The 22,605-nt window shown below is 29.5% G+C and carries 20 protein-coding genes and 1 other annotated feature; of the genes, 5 read left to right on the top strand and 15 right to left on the bottom strand.

Annotated elements, in window-relative coordinates:
- Positions 1 to 15: 15 nt before the first annotated feature.
- From P690_RS0100690 to P690_RS0100670, 5 genes are read left to right on the top strand one after another with little or no spacing between them, the layout of a single operon-like run.
- Positions 16 to 1,026, top strand: coding sequence for a glycosyltransferase family 2 protein (locus tag P690_RS0100690; RefSeq protein ID WP_027121887.1), 1,011 nt, complete (start codon positions 16 to 18; stop codon positions 1,024 to 1,026).
- Positions 1,026 to 1,745: an RDD family protein gene (locus P690_RS0100685; RefSeq protein WP_027121886.1), complete on the top strand. Its 720-nt coding sequence runs from the start codon at positions 1,026 to 1,028 to the stop codon at positions 1,743 to 1,745. The genes P690_RS0100690 and P690_RS0100685 overlap by 1 nt, the downstream gene beginning before the upstream one ends.
- Before the next feature lie 2 nt (positions 1,746 to 1,747).
- Complete coding sequence (locus tag P690_RS0100680; RefSeq protein WP_027121885.1) at positions 1,748 to 4,003, top strand: ATP-dependent helicase; 2,256 nt, start codon at positions 1,748 to 1,750, stop codon at positions 4,001 to 4,003.
- Positions 3,993 to 4,538 carry a 5-formyltetrahydrofolate cyclo-ligase gene (locus P690_RS0100675; protein WP_027121884.1) on the top strand — a complete coding sequence of 182 codons (546 nt, stop codon included), beginning with the start codon at positions 3,993 to 3,995 and terminating at the stop codon, positions 4,536 to 4,538. The genes P690_RS0100680 and P690_RS0100675 overlap by 11 nt, the downstream gene beginning before the upstream one ends.
- 18 nt (positions 4,539 to 4,556) lie before the next feature.
- Entirely contained in the window at positions 4,557 to 5,393 is an 837-nt protein-coding gene (locus tag P690_RS0100670) for a TIGR00282 family metallophosphoesterase (protein ID WP_027121883.1), read from the top strand.
- 80 nt (positions 5,394 to 5,473) lie between these two features.
- Here the strand turns inward: P690_RS0100670 and P690_RS0100665 are convergent, their stop codons facing one another.
- The 15 genes from P690_RS0100665 to P690_RS04225 all read right to left on the bottom strand — a co-directional run bounded on the left by P690_RS0100665 (position 5,474) and on the right by P690_RS04225 (position 22,529).
- A complete protein-coding gene (locus tag P690_RS0100665) occupies positions 5,474 to 6,799 on the bottom strand; it encodes an acetyl-CoA hydrolase/transferase family protein (RefSeq protein ID WP_027121882.1) in 1,326 nt (441 codons plus the stop codon).
- A gap of 32 nt (positions 6,800 to 6,831) precedes the next feature.
- Complete coding sequence (locus tag P690_RS0100660) at positions 6,832 to 7,368, bottom strand: MaoC/PaaZ C-terminal domain-containing protein (protein ID WP_027121881.1); 537 nt, start codon at positions 7,366 to 7,368, stop codon at positions 6,832 to 6,834.
- Positions 7,368 to 8,204, bottom strand: a complete 837-nt coding sequence (locus tag P690_RS0100655; RefSeq protein WP_027121880.1) for an HpcH/HpaI aldolase/citrate lyase family protein — start codon at positions 8,202 to 8,204, stop codon at positions 7,368 to 7,370. Before P690_RS0100655 ends, P690_RS0100660 begins: the two co-directional genes overlap by 1 nt.
- Before the next feature lie 550 nt (positions 8,205 to 8,754).
- Complete coding sequence (locus P690_RS0100650) at positions 8,755 to 9,705, bottom strand: ABC transporter ATP-binding protein (protein WP_027121879.1); 951 nt, start codon at positions 9,703 to 9,705, stop codon at positions 8,755 to 8,757.
- Entirely contained in the window at positions 9,698 to 11,647 is a 1,950-nt protein-coding gene (locus P690_RS0100645; RefSeq protein WP_027121878.1) for an ABC transporter permease, read from the bottom strand. The genes P690_RS0100650 and P690_RS0100645 overlap by 8 nt, the downstream gene beginning before the upstream one ends.
- A 64-nt stretch (positions 11,648 to 11,711) precedes the next feature.
- On the bottom strand, positions 11,712 to 14,150 hold the full coding sequence (gene lon / locus P690_RS0100640; RefSeq protein WP_027121877.1) for an endopeptidase La: 2,439 nt from the start codon (positions 14,148 to 14,150) through the stop codon (positions 11,712 to 11,714).
- A gap of 107 nt (positions 14,151 to 14,257) precedes the next feature.
- Entirely contained in the window at positions 14,258 to 15,589 is a 1,332-nt protein-coding gene (gene tig / locus P690_RS0100635; RefSeq protein ID WP_027121876.1) for a trigger factor, read from the bottom strand.
- 56 nt (positions 15,590 to 15,645) lie between these two features.
- On the bottom strand, positions 15,646 to 16,470 hold the full coding sequence (locus tag P690_RS0100630; protein ID WP_036459447.1) for a DUF3196 family protein: 825 nt from the start codon (positions 16,468 to 16,470) through the stop codon (positions 15,646 to 15,648).
- Complete coding sequence (locus P690_RS0100625) at positions 16,454 to 16,936, bottom strand: transcriptional repressor (protein ID WP_027121874.1); 483 nt, start codon at positions 16,934 to 16,936, stop codon at positions 16,454 to 16,456. Before P690_RS0100625 ends, P690_RS0100630 begins: the two co-directional genes overlap by 17 nt.
- Positions 16,926 to 17,834: a deoxyribonuclease IV gene (locus P690_RS0100620; RefSeq protein ID WP_027121873.1), complete on the bottom strand. Its 909-nt coding sequence runs from the start codon at positions 17,832 to 17,834 to the stop codon at positions 16,926 to 16,928. The genes P690_RS0100625 and P690_RS0100620 overlap by 11 nt, the downstream gene beginning before the upstream one ends.
- 69 nt (positions 17,835 to 17,903) lie before the next feature.
- The gene (gene rpmA, locus P690_RS0100615; RefSeq protein ID WP_027121872.1) at positions 17,904 to 18,200 is read right to left on the bottom strand and encodes a 50S ribosomal protein L27; all 297 of its coding nucleotides are present in this window, start codon (positions 18,198 to 18,200) and stop codon (positions 17,904 to 17,906) included.
- A gap of 1 nt (position 18,201) precedes the next feature.
- Positions 18,202 to 18,516, bottom strand: a complete 315-nt coding sequence (locus P690_RS0100610; protein ID WP_027121871.1) for a ribosomal-processing cysteine protease Prp — start codon at positions 18,514 to 18,516, stop codon at positions 18,202 to 18,204.
- 10 nt (positions 18,517 to 18,526) lie between these two features.
- The gene (gene rplU, locus P690_RS0100605) at positions 18,527 to 18,829 is read right to left on the bottom strand and encodes a 50S ribosomal protein L21 (RefSeq protein ID WP_027121870.1); all 303 of its coding nucleotides are present in this window, start codon (positions 18,827 to 18,829) and stop codon (positions 18,527 to 18,529) included.
- Between the two features lie 11 nt (positions 18,830 to 18,840).
- Positions 18,841 to 18,921: a sequence feature (ribosomal protein L21 leader region), on the bottom strand.
- Between the two features lie 60 nt (positions 18,922 to 18,981).
- Complete coding sequence (locus P690_RS0100600) at positions 18,982 to 20,769, bottom strand: ABC transporter ATP-binding protein (protein ID WP_036459444.1); 1,788 nt, start codon at positions 20,767 to 20,769, stop codon at positions 18,982 to 18,984.
- Positions 20,769 to 22,529 carry an ABC transporter ATP-binding protein gene (locus tag P690_RS04225; protein ID WP_156920489.1) on the bottom strand — a complete coding sequence of 587 codons (1,761 nt, stop codon included), beginning with the start codon at positions 22,527 to 22,529 and terminating at the stop codon, positions 20,769 to 20,771. The genes P690_RS0100600 and P690_RS04225 overlap by 1 nt, the downstream gene beginning before the upstream one ends.
- Positions 22,530 to 22,605: the final 76 nt, after the last annotated feature.

Below are 22,605 nucleotides of genomic sequence, written 5' to 3'. Positions count from 1 at the left end.
AATCCAAGAACTACTTTATTATGTTATATAATAAATAGAATTATGTCAAAGTTATCCATTATATACTATCTAAGTCAAGAAGTGATCAATTTAAAGAATTCTTTAAATTCTTTATTTAGTATGAGCAATCTCAAAGATCATGAATTAATCTTTATTAATGATGATGTTAATGAGAGTGTGATTAAGATTTGACAAAATGAATTAAGTAAGCATAGCGATCTCAATTACCAGATTGTGAATGTTTCACAATCTTTAGGAATGAGCGAAGCTTACAATCTAGGTGCTAGAGTAGCAAATGAGAAGTACACCTTGTTTACTAATCAACTAATTATTTTTAAGCAAAATTTCTTAGACGAATTTAGTGCAGCTATTGAAAGTTTAGATGATGATGTTGATGTAATCAATTACTTGATTGATGAACCTGCTTTTTATGACCAGAAAAAAGATTCAACAAGCAATAAAGAAAACAAGTTAATTGTTTATGATGAATTTAGTGTTGATCTGATTGCTAATCATTCATTAAACTTCTATGATAAGGTGTTTAAAACAAAGTTATTAGTTGATAACAAGATTAAGTTCAATGTTACTCACTACCAACCAGGAATATTTATCTTGAAAGTATATGGAAAAGCTAAGAAGGTTGCAGCTTTAAAAATGATCTTAGCTAAAAGAAGAAATGAGATTAATTTGAACAACAACATCTATGATGTATTATTTCAAATCAATCAGTTCAACCAATTAAAAACATATAATGACTGGAATGAAAGTTATTATGATAAACTGGAGTTTTGTGCGATCATTATGGCGTTTTATCATTTCATTTCGTTGGTAATTAATTCAAATTTCCCAGATAAAGATAAACGCAATGCGATTAAGATCGCAAGAGAATTAGTTTTACGTTTATACCCTAAGTATGAAAAGAACAAATTCTTAGAATTAATTAATAATCCAAATTGAAAGAACTACTTCATCAAGTTTAAACCGCGTTTATCTTGAATTCAAGCAAAGTTTGATGCTGATAAATAATGAACGTTATTTTTTATAACGAAACTACTAAGACTAAAACTCAATACCAACTAGCTTCAGCAACTAAAAGAATATTTGCTGGATTTTTTGATTTAGTATTTGCAAGTTTAATTAGCATGGGTTTAAATTATTTAATCAACTTTTTATTTGAAAAGTTTTGAACTAATTATTCGGTTGGTCTTTATATTTTATTAGTTGGTTTGATTAGCTTTTTAATTTATAGCAGTTATTTTATTTTAGTTCCGTGACTTACTAAAGGTAAGACTTTATTTAGGTTAGCGTTTAAACTTCAATTAGTAGAACGAACTAAACTAAAAAAATATTTAGGGCACTTGTTTTTACATAATTTGTTGATCTATTTATTTTTAGTTGTTATTTTAATTTTAATGGGATTATCATTGTTTGCTTTTAACAATAATGAACAAAAACAAATTCTTGGTTTGTTTATTAAAAATAACATATTAGATCAACCGGTTAAATTTATTATTTTTGTTAGTTTTTTCCGTGGAATTTATGCAATTTATGCAATCATTTTATTTGTTATTTTTATCTTTGTTGCAATAAATTCGAGAAAACTAACATTACATGATAAGATGGCTAGTTTAGTTATGATTGATCTTAAAACCAATACCAATGCATATCAACAAGTTGAAGATAAAAATAAAAGTAATAAGATTGATATCAATCTACCAGGGAATATTGAAATTAACGACCTTTAATTATGCAGGATTATCTAAAATCTTTAAACAAGCAACAGTACGATGTTGTTACAAGTGATTTAATTCCAATTTTTGTTGTAGCTGGTGCTGGAACTGGTAAGACAAAAGTTTTAACGTCTCGGATAGCTTATTTAATTGAGCATTTTCATATTCCAGAATATCGAATATTAGCAATTACATTTACTAATAAAGCTGCTAAAGAAATGCAGCATCGTCTTGAACGTTTACTTAATCAAGAAAAAGCGCAAGTAAACTTTAGAACTTTTCATGGTTTTTGTGCACAAGTTCTAAGAGAAGAAGTTAGTAATATCGATCGTTTAAACGATCGATTCAATATCTTAGATGAAGTTGATCAAGCTAAATTGGTTGAAGATTTATTAAAATCACAAAAATACGAATATTATTACACTCAATATGCTGATTTTAAAAAAGCAAAGGTGATGAGTATTATTAATGATGCTAAAACTTATAACTTAGATTTAGTTGAATTCTTATCATCAGACTTTAATAAACTGGGTGAAGATCACATCATCACCCCCAATTTAGTACAACCGTTAAATAACTTTTATCACGATTATCAAAAAGCTTTAAAAGAACTTAATGCAATTGATTTTAATGATCTATTAAATATTGCTTATGATCTGTTTTTAAATGATCCTGTTGTTCTTAAAAAATGACAAAAACGTTATGATGCTATTTTAGTTGATGAGTTTCAGGATGCTAACGAAATTCAGTATAAGATTGTAAAACTACTAAGACAAGAAAATCACAACTTTTTATTTGTTGGTGATCCTGATCAATCTATTTATGGTTGACGTGGTGCTCATAGTGAAATTGGTGACTCGATTAGATTTGATTTTAACGACTTAGTTGTTAAGTATTTAACGCAAAATTACCGTTCAAAACAAAGCATTTTGAATTTAGCTAACGATGCAATTAAGATGAACAATAGACGTTATTTTAAATCGTTATTATCACATGATTTAACTGATTTAGGAACAAAACCAATATGAATTAATTTTAGTAATATTGAGTACCAAAACCGTTTTGTTATCGATAAAATTAAAGAATTAGTTGCATCTAAAGATTATACTTATGGTGATTTTGCTATCTTATACCGAACTAATTTTAGTTCAGTGTCTTTAGAACGATTAATTAAAGAAAATCGTATCCCATATGAGATTTTTGGTGGTTACAAATTTTTTTTAAGAAAAGAAATTAAAGACCTAATCGGTTATCTTAAATTAGTTGATACTAATGATGACATTGCTTTTGATCGTATTATCAACACACCAAGAAGAATGATTGGTGATATGAGTGTTAGTATCATCAAACAGTTAGCTAATAAAAAGAATATTACCGAATATGAAGCGCTTGATTATTTAGATGAATCTGAATTAAAACCAAATGTTAAAAAAAGCGCGCAAAAATTTAAAAAAATGATCGATGAATTACGTGCAAATCAAAGCAATTGAACGGTTTATCAAACATTAAATGAAATAATAAAACAAACTAATTATTATGATCATTTAACCGAGACAAGTAAGCACGATAGCGTTAATGAGTTTATCGATTTCTTAAACAAATATGAAAAAGAATACGAAGCAGATTTTGATACGAAATTAACAATTAATGATTTTATTCAAAATCTAGCACTTGAAAGCGATCTTGATAATAACCAACCAACATATAACAAGAATGCACTTAAGTTAATGACAATTCACAGCGCTAAAGGTCTAGAATTTAAAAATGTTTTTATTATTAATATGAATGAAAACATCTTACCAAGCAGTCGTGCTATTGCTGCAACAAATAGCAAAGCTAAATTAGCTGAAGAACGCAGAATTGTATATGTGGCTTATACTAGAGCTAAACACAACCTTTGATTATGTTCTAACCAAGATTATGATGCGCGATCAAAAGAATCTTACCAACCTTCTAGATTCTTATACGAATTAAGTGATTTAGTCCTTGATAAGCAAGATCAATCTAAGAATTATTTTGATAAACACAATTTTTTAACAGATGATGATGGCTGATTTAATTCTAAAAAATCATCATCTAAATTAGATGCTTGAAATTCCACTAATGAAGTTGAGCATAACTATTTTGTTGGTGAGATCATTTATCACCAATTATATGGTGAAGGAATTGTAAGAGAAGTTGATGATCTAACAATTAAGGTTAGCTTCAAAGATAAAAAAGCTGGAACTAAAGATCTAATTAAAAACCACAGACTGATTACTTATGCAAAATAAGCAAATAGTAAGAAAACAGCTAATTGAATTAGCAAAACAATTTGCTAATACACCTAATAAGCAACTTATTGATAAGCAATTAACTAATTTAGTTTATCAATTTATAAAGCGTCAAAATTTTAAAAAAATTGGATTATTTAGTAGTTTATTTTATGAATATAAAACTACTGATTTAATTAATCTTCTATTAGATGATGGTTATCAGATTTATCTACCTAGAGTAGATAATGATCTAATGGACTTTTATCTGATCGACAACTTGAATTTCGACTTTGATACGAAATTTCAGATTAAACAACCACTAGCCAATCCAAACAATTTAAATAACAATCTAGATTTATTTATTATTCCGATTGTTGGATATAATTCCAACAAAATTCGGCTAGGACATGGTAAAGGTTACTATGATAGATTTTTTAATAATTTAAAATATAGCAATTACAAGATAGCTATAGCATATGATTTTATGCTGAATGATCAATTTGAAATCTATGATCATGATCTTCAAATTGATCAGATATTTTGTATTGATTAATTTGATATAGAAAACATTATGAACATTCTTTTTCTAGGAGACATTTTTGGAAATAATGGTCGAAGGATCATTAAGAAACATCTAAAAAACTTGATAAAACAACATCAAGTAGATTTTGTGATTGCTAATGCAGAAAACTGCACTCATGGTAAAGGTTTAAATAAAGATCATTACGATGAATTGATGAGTTATGGTATTGATTTCTTTACGATGGGCAATCATACCTGGGCTAAAAAAGAAGTGATAGAGATCTTAAAGAATCAACCTAATATTGTTCGCCCACTAAATCTGCATGATAGCTTTGAATATGCAGATCTTGGTGTAGGAACAAATGTTATCCAAGTTAATAATAAAAGAATTAGAATTACCAACCTGTTAGGTGAAGGGGTAAAACTGAATTTCAAATTAACCAATCCGTTTTATTGTCTAGATGATCTAATTAAGATGAGTGATGATGATCTGCATATTGTTGATTTTCATGCTGAAACAACTAGTGAAAAAAATGCTTTAGCGGTTTATTTTGATGGTCGTGTCTCTGCAATTTTAGGAACCCACACTCATGTTCCAACAGCCGATCTAAGAGTTACTCCCAAAGGAATGGTATATGTAACTGATGTGGGAATGTGTGGTCCTGGTTATGGAAGTATTATTGGTGCTAAAGCGCAAAACGTGCTTACAAAATTCTTACACCCGCATGCTAGATTTAGTTTAGAAGTTTCTAAACTAGGAGCGCAATTCAACGCTGTTTTAATGCAGTTTGATGATAATACCAATAAGGCGATTGGTGCTAAAAGAATTCAGATCTTAGAAGATGATGTTGATAACTATCTAAAAGAAGACTTTTCTTCAATTTAAAACGATCTGTAAATTATAAAACCTTATGATCTTAGTCATAAGGTTTTATTTTCGTGATTTAAAAAATGAACAAGTTTATTTTATAAAATGTTTAACTTCTTAGCTTCTGCTCTTAGTTGTTCTCTAAAATCTGGGTGAGCTAAACTGATTAATGCTTCTGCTCTTTCTGAACTTGATAAACCTTTTAGGTTTACTGCACCATATTCAGTAACCACTCAGTGAGTATCATTTCTTGGTGTTGTTACTGGTCCGCTTAGTTTGGGAACGATCTTTGAGAACTTCTTATTTGATGTTCTTGAAGTTAGTGCGATAATTGATTTACCATTCTTAGATAAATATGCGCCCCTAACAAAGTCTAATTGTCCACCAGAAGCTGAGTATTGGTGACCTTTTAAGTGTTCAGAGTTACACGCTCCTGTTAGATCGATTTCGATCGTTGAGTTAATACTAATTACGTTATCGTTTTTAGCAATTACTGAAGGGTCATTAACATAATCTACTGGATAACTTGATAAGGTTGGGTTGCGATGTAATAATTCATACATCTCTTTATCACCAATTGCAAACGTATAAACAGATTTACCTTTGTTAATATTTTTCTTAGTGTTTGTTACAGCACCTGCATGAATTAGGTGAATCATCCCCTTTGTTAATACTTCAGTATGAATTCCTAAATCTTTATGATTCTTTAACTTTTCACAAACTAAGTTAGGCAAACCACCAACACCCATTTGAATCGTAGCACCATCTGGTACCATCTTAGCGATCGTTTCAGCAATCTTAATCTCTTCTTCTTTAGGTTCAGTATCAGGCATTTCAAGTAAAGGAACGTTGTTTTCAACAATCGCAGCTACTTGCGAAACGTGAATCACGTTTTCAGATCCATATGTATATGGAACATTTTCATTCACTTCAACAATTAAATTTTTTACGTTTTTAACTAAAGCGCTTGCATAATCATTTGATAAACCTAAGCTCATAAAACCAAATTTATCCATTGGTGATACCATCGTAACAAATGTGTCTGGCTTAATCACTTCAGTAAATACTTTGGGTGCTTGAGAGAAATGGCAAGGATGGAACATTACGCGTTTTTCGCCATTTTCTTGATCAATCTTAGCGTTAATCTTTCTTTCAATTTCACTAATGAAAAACGAGTGAGGAACAATAATCTTATTTAAATCTCAATCTAAAATTGTATTTCGAGTGTGTTCTCTTGAAGAGAAATAATAAGCATCAAGTCTGGTATAACCACCGTTTCTAGCTTTATTTGCAATCGCTTCAAACAAAGCTTTTGGTTGCATAAAATGCATCGGAAAAGCAAAACGAGTTTTGTCTTTAATTAATTCAATCGCCTTATCGGGTGTTGTTAGTTTCTCTTTATAGATTGCGTGTACGTCTTTCATATTTTTATAACCTAATTCGTTTAATTAAAATCCTAATAATTAGTCTTATCTTCAATTGTGTTATTATCACGTTTATGTACTAAAACAGTACGTTTAAAGCTAATAACTTCTTTACCATCTTGATTTATGCCGCGTGTTAATACAGTTACAATTCCTTGAGTTGGACGACTTTTAGATTCACGTTTAGATAAGATTGTTGATTCAGCATAAATCGTATCACCCGCAAATACCGGGTTGGTTAACCGCACTTCATCTCATCCTAAGTTAGCAACTACCTTACCACTAATTGAATTTACAGACATTCCTGTAACTAACGCTAAAGTAAATGTTGAATCAACTAATAGTTTCTTTCATTCAGTTTTATCAGCATAATTTTGATCAAAGTGTACTTGTTGGGGGTTTAATGTTAATAATGTAAACCAAACATTATCAACGTCTAAAACGGTTCTTCCTGGGCGGTGTTCAAAAATATCACCTACGTTAAAATCTTCGTAATATAAACCAGTAGTTTCACGGTAGCGGTTTTCACCCACTTTTTTATATCGACTTATTTTAGATGTATCGCTCATTATTTTTGCTCCTCGTATTTTTTAATAATGTATTTTGCTTTTTCAATATTTGCTATATCTATCATTTCGCCACCTAAATTAGAAGCGCCTTTTTCATTTAAGATTTCAATTATTTTTTTTGCTCTCAAGTATTCTTGTTCACTTACTAAATAAACTGAATCAATTCATTCAATGTGTTTGGGATGAATTGCACCTTTATACGTAATTCCATTTTTCTTATTGTATTTGCATATATCGATAACTTTTTGTTGGTTGTTGATATCAAACTCAGGAGCATCGATATAAATGATTTTGTTAGCTTTAGCATATAATGCTAAATCTAATTTAACCTTATTAACTACTTCTGATTCAATTTCACAATTTAAATCAGACGAAAGATCATTTGTACCTAAAAAGATTGCGTAAAAATAATTTGATTGCTCTTTAGCTAATTTAATTTGCATAATCTCATGGTATCCAACTGCAGATTCAATAATTAAAATTAGTTTTTGTTCAGCGTTTCTTGTTTTTAGAAAATCAATTGCGTTTTCTAAAACAACACGACTTTCGAACTTAGGTAAAACAATATAATCAAAATTAATTTTCTTATTAAACAGATAAGTTAATTCGTTAATGTAGTTCTCTGGATTGCATCGAATTGCTATTTTAACGTCGTTAATTTTGTTAGCATTTAAAGCTAAAAAATCACCAAGTTGTTTTAGTGCTAACTCTTTATCTTTTGCTAGAACACTGTCCTCTAAATCGTAGATCAAACAATAAGGACTTAGTGTTAAACTTTTTGTTAAGAATTTTTCACTAATTGCTGGAATAAATAAAAAGGTATTGGAGTGCTTCATATTAATGTATCTTGATATTTTATGATGTGTAAGATTGCTAAAAAAAAGACCTGAATCACTTTTTTAATTAATTACACATATTTATTTTGTTTTATTGATTAATTTATTGGTATTTTATACATTATTTTTTTATGAAACTTTGATAGCTTAAAAGATCAAAATACCTAGCTGTTTTTATCAGTATTTTTTTGTTTGATGTATAGCAATTAAAAATTAGGTGCTGATTCGATTGATTTCCAAAAACAATCCGTTCTGATATTTTGGACGTTTTTTAAGCTAAAAAAACGGTCTTTTTTTCTTGAAATAAAATTTAAACAACACCTTGAATTAATCAATATTAAGCTTAAAAATTGAATTGGTGAATAATTGAGTTGAAATGATAAATATGAGATCTATATTTCATCTTGGTTCATGTTTTTACTTATCTTTATAATTATTATTTCTAGTATAAAAATTAGTTTAACGATTATTTAAAAGCTCTAATAAAAATAAATTTAAATTATTTGTAAACTAATAATTTAAATATCCAGGATTAAAAGCTTGGATCAACTTATCTACTAGTTTGCACCGAACCAATCTTAATGTATTGTTCGTATATTTCATTAATTGAGAACTGATGTTCTCTAAATTCAAAAATTCGATTCTTTTCAAGAATCAGATCGTGTAACAAATTATCAATTTTTAATTGATCGCTGCAATATAGATAGAACACTTGTTTATCTTTTTTATAAATCCAGTTAAATCCAGTCTTATTCAAGATCTTGATTGCAGCTTGTTGATCGCTTACTTTTAGAATGTACTTTTTGTATTTGCTATTAGATTGATTAATCTCATTAAGATCACCACTGAATACAACCTTACCACCATCTAGAATGGTGATACTATCAGCATACTGATCAACTTCAGTTAGTACGTGTGATGAGATGAAGATTGATGTTTGAGATTGTTTTTGTAGTTGTTTAATGAAATCCATGAATTCCATTCTTGCTTTAGGATCTAAGTTAGCAGTTGGTTCATCCAAGATTAATAGTTCAGGATCACTTAATAAAGATTGAATCAAGATGATTTTTTTCTTCTGACCAGAAGAAAATTTGTTTGGATTAGTTTTTGCTAACTTGATCATATTAAACTCTTCAAGTTTACTGTGAACTTTTTTTTCGGCTTCAACTGTAGATAATCCTGACAAACGTCCCATTCAAACTAAATATTGGAATGTGTTTAGCGTGTTAGCAAAACGCGAAACTTCAGGCACATAACCAATTGCCTTTCTTGCTTGTGGGTTAGTGCTATCAACCCTATTAATTAAGATCATTCCGCTCGTCTTTTTGAATGCGCCAATAATTGTTTTAATCGTAGTGGTTTTACCTGCTCCATTAGCACCAATAAAAACATGATACTGGTTTTTCTTAACAACAAAATTTAAATTGTTAATCACCGGCGGTTGTTTTTTCTTAAATTGTTTGGTTAAATTAATAACTTCTAAAATCTTGTCGTTATGCATAGTCTTTTGAATAATATAGTACAGATGATGCGCCTAATAGTCCAATTGAAATTAGTGATAAAATTAGCACAATTAATCAAGGGTTAACGATTGGTTTTTTAGATATTACATAAGTATCATTTAGTTGATCTTGACGAATTGCGTTGGGATATAAGTTAATATAATAATCACGTTTTTTACCCTTACCTTCAACCTGTTCAATAATTTGAGAGATGCTAACAAGTTGGGTCATGTAAATTGCTACATACTCATTAAAGAGCTGTTGATAGAACAATATCTTTAAATCATTAACTGTTAAATCTTTTAAATCTAAATTGTTTAAAAAGTTTTGTAATAACAACTTAACAAAAAGGTTGTTAGCTAAATTATTATCAATAATTTGTTGCAGACTAAAGTTTTTTAGTTGATCAAATAACTTATCATTATCAAGGATCGTTTGGGTGTATTTTTTAAACTTCTTGATCTTTGCTAAACTATTCGTATCAGCCAACGCATAGAATAAATTCACTCGTTTTTTATATGCGTTGATAGCTTTTTGTTCATTAGTTTTTGCATCAGATTGTTCAAAGTTTTTAGTAAATTCATACATCAAGTTTGGTGAACGCAACAAGTCATTTAGAATTGCTAGATCTGGTGAAATTTTAACGATTAAATCGTTAAGAGTTAGATTGTTCAGATTGCTAATTTCATTAGCATACTTATCAAATAACGATGATAATAATGTTGCGATTGAACGTTGTTGACTGTTTTTATTTGAAGTGAATACATCTTGATAAAAGATCTTATAGGTTTCAGCTAATAAATCATCATTATTTTCATTCTTTTTATAAAGATCAAAATCAGCAGTTTTAACCGTATAGTTATTTTGATCATCATCTAAATAACTATACTTAGGTGGATCGATTACACGAATGATCGACGTTGATGATTTTTCAGGTGTTGGAGATGATAAGAAAACTTTGTATTGTTGTAGTTGTAATAATCCGTTTTCGTTTGGTCTTTGTACGTATAGATTAATGTTGTAAAAATCGTTTGGATCAAATACACGATCAAAAATGATGCGCGTGTTAGAGGGTAAGAAACTGATGTTACCACTATTTTCGTAAGATAAGCTGTTAAGGTTGTAAATTGAGTTTAATGCGTTACCCAAATTGAAATAAAATGATTGGTTAAAAAAAGTGCTTGCTTCTGCTTGCTCATATAACTGTTTGATATTTTGATCACTTTTAGTTGGATTAGGTTCATAAACAATATTTTGTCCAACTGGTTGGTTGTTTTTATTTAATTGATTAGTTAATAATGAACGATCAACCAAAACATGTTGTGAATCACTTAACACCCTTGAAGGTGATTTGAAAAACAAAGCTGATAAGGGTGTTTGGAAATTCATTAAGAATGTCGCCAAGAACACAATTACAATTGTGCTGTTTTTTGATAAACCAAATGAAATTAGAATTGAAACCGAACCAAAAAATAACGAGTTAATAAAGTTTCCAATAAAAATTCCTAACATTAAGTCTTTCATATTTTGGAGTTTAAACTCGGGATTGACCTTAGCAATCAAAGCGCTAAAAATCAATAAAAAACTAAAGACCAAACACGTTAAAATCAATACTAAAAACTTTGCTGATACATATATCTTCCGTGATACAGGTTTGGAAATAACAATAATCTCAGTTCCATCAGATACACCATCCTTAAATAAGAACATCGCAACCATGATTCCAAAGATTGAAGCGACCGGAATTAAAAAGGTTGATACATGGATTACTGGATTATTCCAATAGTTAGCAGGTGAAGTTTTTTGATATAAGGGAAAGATTAACAAAATCACCAAAAGCATTGCAAAATGAGTGCCAAAAGTTGCTCAAACGAAAGGTTTTTTAATAATTTGTCTAATTAAAAAAGCAAAATAGACTCAAAATGGTTTTTGTTGTTTCACGCGGTTTATTTAATAAAAAAAATCTTGGCGATTAATTAAAAGCCAAGATAATTTTATTATTTAATTATTTACAAAAGAGTTTTTTGTATATTTCCTTGTATTCCTTAACTGGGATAATCTCTAAATCTTTTAAGATCTCTTTTGGAACTTCATCTAAGTGGTTTTCGTTTTTCTCAGGTAAGAAGATCGTACGAACGCCACCACGATGTGCTGAAATCGTTTTTTCTTTAACCCCACCAATAGGTAGAACTTTACCTCTTAAAGTAATTTCACCAGTCATCGCTACTGATGGACTAACTTTTTTATTAGTAAAGGCTGAGATAATCGCAGTTGTTAGTGCCGTACCTGCACTTGGACCATCTTTTGGAATTCCCCCACTTGGAACGTGTATATGAAGATCGACTTTTTGGAATATTTCATAATCAATCCCAAACTCAGCAGCGTTTGCTTTTACATAACCTAAAGCAACGTTAGCCGATTCTTTCATCGTTTCTTTTAAGTTACCAGTAATCACAACATTACCCTTACCACCTTGGGCAATACTTACTTCAATTGGTAATAGATCTCCGCCATATTGGGTGTAAGCCATTCCATTAACGATCCCAGGGATTGAGAATTCATCTTTTTGGGTGTAATCAAACACTTCTTTTTTCAAGTAGTGTTTTACTTCAGGTATATTGATTACTTGTTTTTTTAACTTCTTATCTCTTAAGCTTGCTACTAAGAACTTACGAACGATCTGTTTTAATACCCGTTCAAGACTTCTTACACCAGCTTCTTTAGTGAAGTGCTTAATGATGTACATAATTGATTCATCACTAAAGCTTAGATCATTATCTGATAATTCTGCTTCTTTTAATGATCTAGGAATTAAATAATTCTTAGCGATCGATAATTTTTCATGTTCAGTATATGAAGTTAATTCAATAATCTCCATTCTGTCATAAAGCGCTTCAGGAATTCCCTCAACGTAGTTAGCAGTTGCTACAAACATTGCGCTTGATAAATCATAATCTTCTTCAATGTAGTTATCATTGAATTTGTTATTTAATTCTGGATCAAGCACTTCTAATAATGCTGCTGTTGGATCACCGTGGTTAACTGATTGACCCATCTTGTCGATTTCATCTAATAAGAACAACGGATTGATCACCCCAGCTTTTTTCATTCCCTTGATAATTCTACCAGGCATTGAACCTACATAAGTTCTTCTGTGTCCACGAATTTCTGATTCATCGTGTACACCACCAAGCGAAATCTTAACAAATTCTTTGTTAAGTGCTTCAGCAATTGATTTAGCTAATGATGATTTACCAACTCCAGGAGGACCAACTAAACACATAATTGGACCTTTAGCATTTTTAGATCTCATTGCTAATGCTAAGTATTCAATGATCTTTTCTTTAACTTTAGATAGACCGTAATGGTTATTATCTAAGGTTTTAGTTACTTTTTCAATCTCAAAGTTATCTTCTTTAGTCTGTCATCAAGGTAAGTTAATTAACCAGTCTAAATATGTTTTAATAACATTCCCTTCTTGAGATAGGGGAGCTGTGGCTTCATAACGATTAATTTCGGTTAAAATTCGATCTTTAATGTGTTGTGGATATGGGTTGGCTTTAACCTTAGCACGAATTGATTCAACATCATCTTCTTTATTGGTAATATCACCAAGCTCTTCTTTAATCGTTTTTAATTTTTCACGAAGATAATATTCATTTTGTTGCTTAGTAAGCTGTTTTTTCATTTTCAGCTCAATCATTCGTTCAACTTGTTTAATATCTTCGTTACGTTCGTTAGCTTTGATATTTGATTGAACTTTTCTTCAAATCTTAAAGTAAAATTCAAAACGTTCTTTAATATCATCACATTCTAAGATTGCTTGTTGATTATGTTCTGATAACAGTTCAGAACCAAATGTCGCGTTAGCATTAGCTGCTAAACTTAATGAGATGCGATCTAACTCTCTTGTAGTCAGATCGGTTTTTGTCATCTCTTTTAGATCTGCTTCATCAAAAACACCTTCTTTTTGAATTTTATCTCATAATTCTTCAGGCTTAATTGATAAATAAGTTTTAGATATTGAATAACTAATTGGATCGATGTAATCTTCTAGTGAAACATTTTTAAGACTTGTAGTGCTAATTTTAATTCTTTCAATCCCACGGATTGATACTTCATAAGTAACTTCACCAGTTTCTTGATCAACTTCTTCTTTAATCTTAGTTATTTCACATAAAGTTCCATATTTGTAGATATCACTAACAGTCGGCTTGTCAATGGTATCGTTTTTTTGGACAACAACCAAAATCTTTTCAAACTCTTTTTTTGTTTGGCTTGATTTGCTTTTTTCTGATTCCTCACTACGCTGAGCTTTTATTTTTTTAATAAGCTTCATCGATCGTGCTCGACCGATACTTAAAACGTATTGGTTGTAAGGAAATACAACCATCTTTCGCGAAATTAATAAAGGTGCTTTTTGTGCTGATTTTGATGTTGCCATGAGTTTAAGTGTGTTCTTTTCCTTTCAAACAGAACTATCTAAGTAATATTATACCATGATAATTAGCACTCAAATAATTTAAGTGCTAATTAAGGAGGAGGTTATTATTATTTAGCTAGGTTTTTTTGAATGATTAAATCAACTGTTTTCTTATTAGTTAACATTGATTCGATCAGTTCTTTTTGGTTTTCTAAATATTTTTTAATCGCGTCGTATTGTTCTTTTGGTAATTCTTGATTATTAGTAATTTCCTTAACGCGTTGTTCAATCTCTTGATTAATTTCAGCTTCAGTTATGCTGATCTTTTCAAGATCACTAATTTCTTCTAATACTAAAACTAGTTTAATTGCTCTAGTAGCTTGTTCAGTTAGTCTTTCAAAAAGTTGTTCCTTAGTTTGGTTTTGAACTTTTAGCGCATCTTCAACAGTCATTTTGATCTGTTGCATTTGGTTAGCGAACTGTTGGTAAAGTAAGTTTACTTCACGATCAATTAAGCTTTTTGGAATGTGTGAAAATTCACAATCGTTATTAGCAAATTGAGTTAATAACATTGTGTTCATTTGGTTAGCATGTTCTTTTCTGTTATTATCAATGCGTTTTTTGATATCTTCTTTAGCTTCATCCAAAGTCTTGTACTTACTATTCATAAGTTCATTTAATTTTTCAACAGTCATTTCAGGTAACTGAACTTCTTTCATTGAATTTAATTTAACCTTGAATAATACTGGCTTACCTGCATAAGTTTTTTCGTGGTAATCTTTTGGGAAAGTTAGGTTTAAATCACGCTTTTCACCAACTTTCATTCCCACCATTTGGTCTTCAAAACCAGGGATAAATGAATTAGAACCAATCTCTAATTCGTAGTTTTTTGCCTTACCACCTTCAAAAGCTTTGCCATCAATCTCACCAGAGAAATCTAAGAAGGCAATATCGCCTTTTTCAAGAGTTGAACCTTCTTTTTTATCAACTAATTTTCCAGCTGATTTAAAGATTCTTACCAATTCAGCTTGAACCTCTTCTTCTTTAACAGGAGTTTCTGTTAAAAACCCACCAATCTTTGAATAGTTTCCTAATTTAACTTCAGGAATTGTTTCAAAACTATAGCTTAATGATAACTTGTTTTCATCAATTTCTACTACGTCTACTTCTGGACGTTCTTCTAAGATATCTTCTGAATCTTTAATCTTTTCTTGCTTAACTAAATCTTGGTAGATTGGTTGAACAACTTCATTGATCGCACGATCAAATAATCTAGAACGATCAATGTATTTGATCGCTTCTTCATAAGGTACGTGTCCTTTTCTAAAACCTTGAATTTTAACGTTTTTTACAGCAGCATTTACCTTCTTTTGGTAAACTTCATTTCAGGTTTTTTGATCAACATCAACAATGTATTTAATCTTATGATCAACGTTAGTTTTTTCTCGAATTTTAAACATGATTTTTCCTGGTTACAAACAATATTATACTTCTGCTATTTTACAATAAGAAAATTTTATTGTTCAATACAGTTTATGATTACATCATAAACGATTTCATTAATCTTCTGATCGGGTTTTTTATTATCAAAACAATTTTTAACGTATTGAATGATTCCTTTAGCTAATTCATCAACACTAACAAGATCTGGATGAGCGGGATAATAATCTTGCATAATATTATTAACGATCTCTGAAGCCAATTGTTCTTTTGATGGATCTTTGTAAAAACTAGATTCGATCTGATCTAAGACGTTATTGAAATAATCTTGGGTGTTAGTGGCTCAGATATCATCTTTTTTTAAGGTAATCTTAAACGTTTGTTTAAGTTTATTATTATAAACATCAAACTTGATGTTGATAAAAGGATCGATCTTTTGTAATAATTGTGCTGCTACTAACTTATCGCTGTTATCGTACGTCTTAGTAATAAAGATATGTCGAAAAAACTCGAAATCATCAATATTTCAGTAATTTTCTTCTTTGGTTGCTAAATAATCAAAGTATCATAAGTTATCTGGAAAATTAACAACCGTTTTGTTAATCAACTCTTGTTTGTCAAGTTTTTCTAGTCAATCAAACTCATTTTCATACATTAAGCGTTTGGTAACTAAATGTGCTTGCTTGAAATATTCAATCAATCCCAACGGCAGATAGTCTGTATCTAATTCTTCTTGGATACTTAATAAAGCTTTTTTGAAATTTTTCTTATCAATATCGGCTTTTATCATCTCTAAAAGAGATAGATAAAACTGGGTGTTTTGATCATTAATTAGTTCGCTGTTTTTAAGATCATCAATTATCTCGTTGATCGTATGAAATGTTTTATTCTTTGTTTTCATCGTTTTTATGTGGTTTGATTGCTTTATCATTATCTCCGCTTACCACAATATAAAATTGCGGATTAACAATCCCTAATTGATCAAAATAAACCTTTAATTGATCATTAATCTCTTTGGGAATAATAATTGTGCTCAGATTTTGCTTAACGTTTTTTTGGTTATTTATGAAATAAATATGTTCGTGTACTTCATGTTTGATCGTATAATAACGCTTCATATCATGCGAAGTGTTTAAAAACGAATCGACAATCTTTAATTGGATAAAAGTTTGCAAGCAATTATATACCGAAGATACATTTGGTTTGCTCTTAGTTTTTTTGTAGATATGTTGGATGATATCTTCAATTGAATGGTAGTTAAAATCATCAAGTAAACATTCAAGAATTAGCTTTCTTGGTTTAGTGATGCGGTATTTGTTTTTATTTAGAATACTTAGATAATAATCGAGCTGGTTATTATTCTTCATTAACTAGTCCTTCAATAAATTTTTTATTGCGAATCATTTTAATTTCTTCTTTATATAATGGCATCTCACCTTTGGTTGGATGATCAATTCATGGGGTTTCAAGAATGATGATTTTATTGCAGATTTCTTTGTGATAAATGAAGTTAATCAGATTTTCAAAACCGATATGACCATAACCTAAATTAGCATGACGATCTTTCTTAGATCCTATTGGATTTTTAGAGTCATTTAAATGAATTACGAATAAGTACTTAAGTCCAATTACTTGATCAAAATGATCGATAATTTCTTGTGTTTTAGCTAAATCATATCCAGCATCATGAACGTGACAAGTATCAAAACAAACACCGATCCTTGATTGATCATTAATTTTATCAATTACATATCTTAACTCTTCAAATTTTGAACAGATTTGTTGACCTTTATCTGCCATTGTCTCAAGACAGATAATTGTATTTTTTGTCATTGAGATTGCTCGATTTAATTCATTAGCAAGATTGTCTAATGCTTCTTTTTTATCTTTAACGTTTAGTGCTGAACCTGGGTGTAAAACAAAATATTTTGCACCTAGTTCGTAGGTACGTTTTAATTCATCTAAAAAGAAATTAAAACTGCGTTCGCGCTTAACTTTATCACCATTAGCTAAATTAATTAAATAAGGTGCGTGTACCACATAATTATCACCTAAATCACCCAGATTATTTTGAGCTAAATATTTTTTAGCTAAATCTAATTTAAATTGATCGGTTGGTGTTCTTCTAAAACTTTGGGGAGGTCCACTATAAAACATAAAACTGGTTGCGCCATAATCAACCACTGTTTTTACCATTCCCAGCATAAAATCAGGTTTGGTTGCGCCCGCAAAACAACCTAAATACTTAATTTTGTTTGTTTTCATATATAGATAAAAATAAAACCAAATGCGGTTTTACTGCTTGGCTTTATTTTAATTATTTATTTTTTAAAATTACTTAGATTGCTCAACAACACTAACTTTGGTTTTGTTGCCTAAGAATTTAGTATAACGCACTACTCCATCTGCTAATGCAAATAGGGTGTCATCTTTACCTTGTCCTACATTTTTACCAGGTCAGATTTTATTACCTCTTTGACGGTAGATAATTTGACCGGTTTTAGCAACTTGGCCATCAGCTAATTTTGCACCTAAAAACTTTGGATTTGAATCACGTCCGTTTTTAGTTGAACCCACACCTTTTTTAGAAGCAAAAAATTGCAGGTCTAAGTGAAATCAGATTTTTTTCATTTTATTTTCCTATAACGATTCGATTTGTTTCATCAATGATCTTGATGTGTTGATCATAGACTGAAGCAATCACTGATAATTGGGTCTTAATCACATCAATAGCGACTAAGTTTTTACTATCAACTTCTAATAACTCAAAAAAGATTGTGCTATTTTGTGAATCTTTAATCACTTTAACTGCTTTTGGTGAAAAATAATTAATCCCGCCAAAAACAATCGCACTAACTCCTGCACACACAATATCTTGGTTGTATTCAGCAAAAAATGCATGACCACTTACCTTAATTGCGCTAGCATAAAAAGTTATTGTAATCATTGTTAAATTATTATCCGTGATTGATTGCTACAACTTTAAGCTTGGTGTATGGTTGTCTGTGACCGTATTTTTTTAAGTGGTGTTTTTGTGAAATGTGTTTAATCACATTAATCTTCTTTTGTTTACCTTGTTTTAGTACTTCACAAGTTACAGAAGCACCTTTAACAAAAGGCTTACCAAAAGTATTGTTCACGAAATACACTTTGTCAAAAACGATTTTATCACCTACTTTAGAATTTAATTTTTCTACATAGATTTCATCATTTAACTTAACGCGGTACTGTTTTGAACCTGATGCAATAACTGCAAACATCTTATTGTATTTCCTCCAGATAGACTCGTTATCATGGTGATCAAGATAAAACTTGATACTTAGATACCACTACTAAACGGTTGAAACTAGATTATTGGTCTAATTTTGCTTATTTTTATAAATAAGTCCTTTATATTATACCAAAAAACACGTTACATCAAGGTAGATTCATCAACATTAGCTTGATTAAGATCATAATAATATCCTTTTTTATTAATAAGTTGTTCGTGGCTACCAGTTTCAATAATCTTGCCGTGTTGCATTACTAGAATATTATCAACATTAACTATTGTTGATAATCTGTGCGCGATTAAGATGACAGTTTTCTTATTCATTAGTTTGAAGATCGCATCCTGAATAAGCTTTTCAGTTTTTGAGTCCACGCTTGATGTGGCTTCATCCATAATCAAAATATCAGCGTCGCTTAAAAATGCACGAGCCAATGCAATTTGTTGAATCTGACCACTTGAAAAATTGCTTTGATTCTCATCAATGATCGTGTTATATCCATCTTTTAGATTACTAATAAAATCATTGATATTAGCTTCATTAGCAGCTTGAATTACTTCTTGTTTTGTTGCATCTGGCTTGACGCAAGCGATGTTGCTGTAAATCGTATCACTAAACATGATGCTGTCTTGTAAAACAACGCTGATCTTTTGATTAAATTGATATTCATCAATCTGTTCGTAATTACGATCATTAAAATAGATCTTACCATTAGTTGGTTGATAATATCTTGATAATAAATTCATAATCGTTGATTTTCCTGAACCAGTTTGACCTACGATTGCTGTTGAAGTGTTAGCATCAATTTTAAAGCTAACTCGATCTAGAGCTAAATGTTTGTTATCATATGAAAAACTTACATTATCAAACTTAATATACTTTAGTTTTTCAACTGGTGTGTTTTGGTATGCAAACTTCTGTTTTAGATCTAAGAATGATTGAATTCTTTTAATTGAAACAAAAGTTATTTGGATATCAGCTGATACTTTAAACAAGTAGCCTAACTCACCTAGTGCAAATCTTAACATCAAGTTAAATGTAGTGATTAGTGCTAAATTTACCTGATTTAAAAATGGTATTGGTGAACCTGAACTAATATTGAAGCTTTGAAATAACAACGAAAAGATAAATGCGCTAACAATTACCGTGTCTTCAAATAAGAAATTAATTGGGTAAATCATGCTAAATAGCTTAGTTGATTTCAGATTAACTTTTAGATAATCATCACACAATTGTTTAAATTCTTTATTAACTACATTAGTAATATCTAATGATTTAATCAGCTCGTATTGTTGGATATGTTCTTCTATAAAAGTTGATAATTTTTCATACAAAGCTAAACTTTTTTCTTGCGCAGCATTGGCTTTTTTAATTAAAATCATTTGAACCAAAAACATAATCAGCATTAATCCGATTGTAATTAACGTTAAGTATGGTGATATTACAAAAATAGCAACAAAGATAAAGATTGTGACGATCGGTGTTGAAAATAATTCACTTAAAAATGTTGATAAATTAGCAGAGATTAAATCGATATCAACTGCAATCTTATTAATCACTTCACCGTTCATCATTTTTTCTAATGTTAATAAGTCTATTTTGTGAATCTTCCTAAACACAATATCTCTTATTTTTACCGTTGTTTTATACGCTAATTTAAGTGTAATTATCGAACTTGAAATATAACAGGCAAACAACAATAAATAAACTGCGATTAGAATTCCAGAGAACTGTAATAATTTAATTCAATTTTCTTGAGCTACAACTGGATTTTGGGTTGTAATATTAACAAAAATATTTTGAATTACGTAACCAAAAATGATTGAACTTCCAATCTTAAAAATAGATTTGAAAATTGTTAAAATCATCGTTAAAATCAAGATTTTCTTATCATTTTTAAGTAATAAGAATAGTTGCTTTCAGTGCTTCATTAAACATCATCTCCTATTCGTTTTTGTGAATCGTAAATTTGTTTATAGACTTCACAAGAATTTAATAAGTTTTGATGATTATCATAACCTACAACCTTACCTTGATCTAAAACGATGATCTTATCAAGATCTTTAATTGTTCTGATTTGCTGACTTACAAAGATCTTTGTCTTGTTTTCATAGTTAGATAAAATGTTATCTAAAACTTTTTTAGCTATAATGTTATCAAGTGCACTTAATGAGTCATCAAAAATCATAATTTTGCTATCTCTGATTAGTGTTCTTGCTATACAGATTCTAGCTTTTTGACCACCTGATAAGTTATTACCAAATTCAATTAAGTTATGATCTAGTTTTTGTTCAAATTTATCAATAAATTCATTTGCACAAGCATGATTAATTACTTGATTAATTCGATCTTGATCAGCGTCTGGATTTGCTTTTAAAATATTTGATCGAATTGTTCCAGAGAATAACTGTTTCTTTTGAAAATCAACCGCAATCGATTGTCTGATGTGTTTGATTTGATATTTATTAATATCAACATTATCAATCATTACCATATTATCTGAAGCGTTATTAATTTTAGCAATCAATTTGCATAAAGTTGATTTACCAGAACCAATTGATCCAATTACCCCAATATTTTCTTTAGGTTTGATTGTTAAATTGATATTATTAAGAACATTAAAGTTGTTTTGTTCGTATTTATAATTTAAACCATTAAACGTAATTTTGCCGATAATTTCATCAAAAATTGCTTTGTTATTATCAGTGTCATCTTTTAATTCAAAAATTGCTTTTATACGTTGTTTTACAGGTCTTGTTTTAAGAATATTTAAAACGTAATCACAGATTCCAATTACAACGTAACTAGTGTAAGTTAGATAGTTTAAAAATGCGATTACTACACCTGGTGTTAAAGATGAATTAGTTTTATTTAGATAACCAGCACTCACTAAAGTTAAAGTAATAAAAATATTAATGGCTAAAAATATTAATTGCCACATCACAGTTAGGATTAAATCTGCTCTTAAAATAGATTTGAATCATAGTTTGTGATGGTTATCATATCTTAAAGTTTGAAAATCTTCTAAATTAAACGTTCTTATTACTTTAGCACCAACTATGTTTTCGCGTATAACTTGATTTAAGTTATCTAAGGATTGATAACTTTTCTTGTAATGATCTTTGGTTCTTTTTGAGCCTTGAACGATCAAAAAAATTACAATTGGTATAAAGATTAAATAAATTAAAGATAAATAATCACTTAACACGATTGAAAAACCGATATAAACAGCTACTTCAAAAATGTTTTCAATCATGTAAACTAAAACATTAATTGCTGTTTTTTCTAGCTTAAAATAATCAACATTAAGTCGATTAATTAATGTTGACCTTTTGTATTTATAAAATTGTTGTAAACCGATTGAATTAATCTTACAATACAAATCGTTTTTTAATAAATTTGCCGCTAATAAAGTTTGTTTTAATAAGATAATTCTACCTACAACTTTAATAAAGAAACTAATGATGATCAAACTCAAACTCAGAGCTGTAAGATTAATTGTAGCTCTTAATTTATCATTAGGGTTTGGAACTAGTCAATCCGGTTTTTTAATTCCACTAATCAGATCAACAAAGTTCTGAATGATTAGCACTACAAAACCAGAAACCACTACATAGACAATACAAGCCATGATCCCAATTAAGATCATTATTCATTGTTTTCATTTCAAATTTTTGATGATATAACTCATGCAATATATTAATCGGTTATGAAAATATTAACCGATGAAGTGTTTTGTTTTATAATATAATAAAAAGTTAATATTA

This window comes from Mycoplasma imitans ATCC 51306 (assembly GCF_000518305.1).
Taxonomy (GTDB): Bacteria; Bacillota_I; Bacilli_A; order Mycoplasmatales; family Mycoplasmoidaceae; genus Mycoplasmoides; species Mycoplasmoides imitans.
The sequence above is the reverse complement of the archived record's forward strand: the minus strand, read 5'-3'. Positions and strand labels throughout refer to the sequence as shown.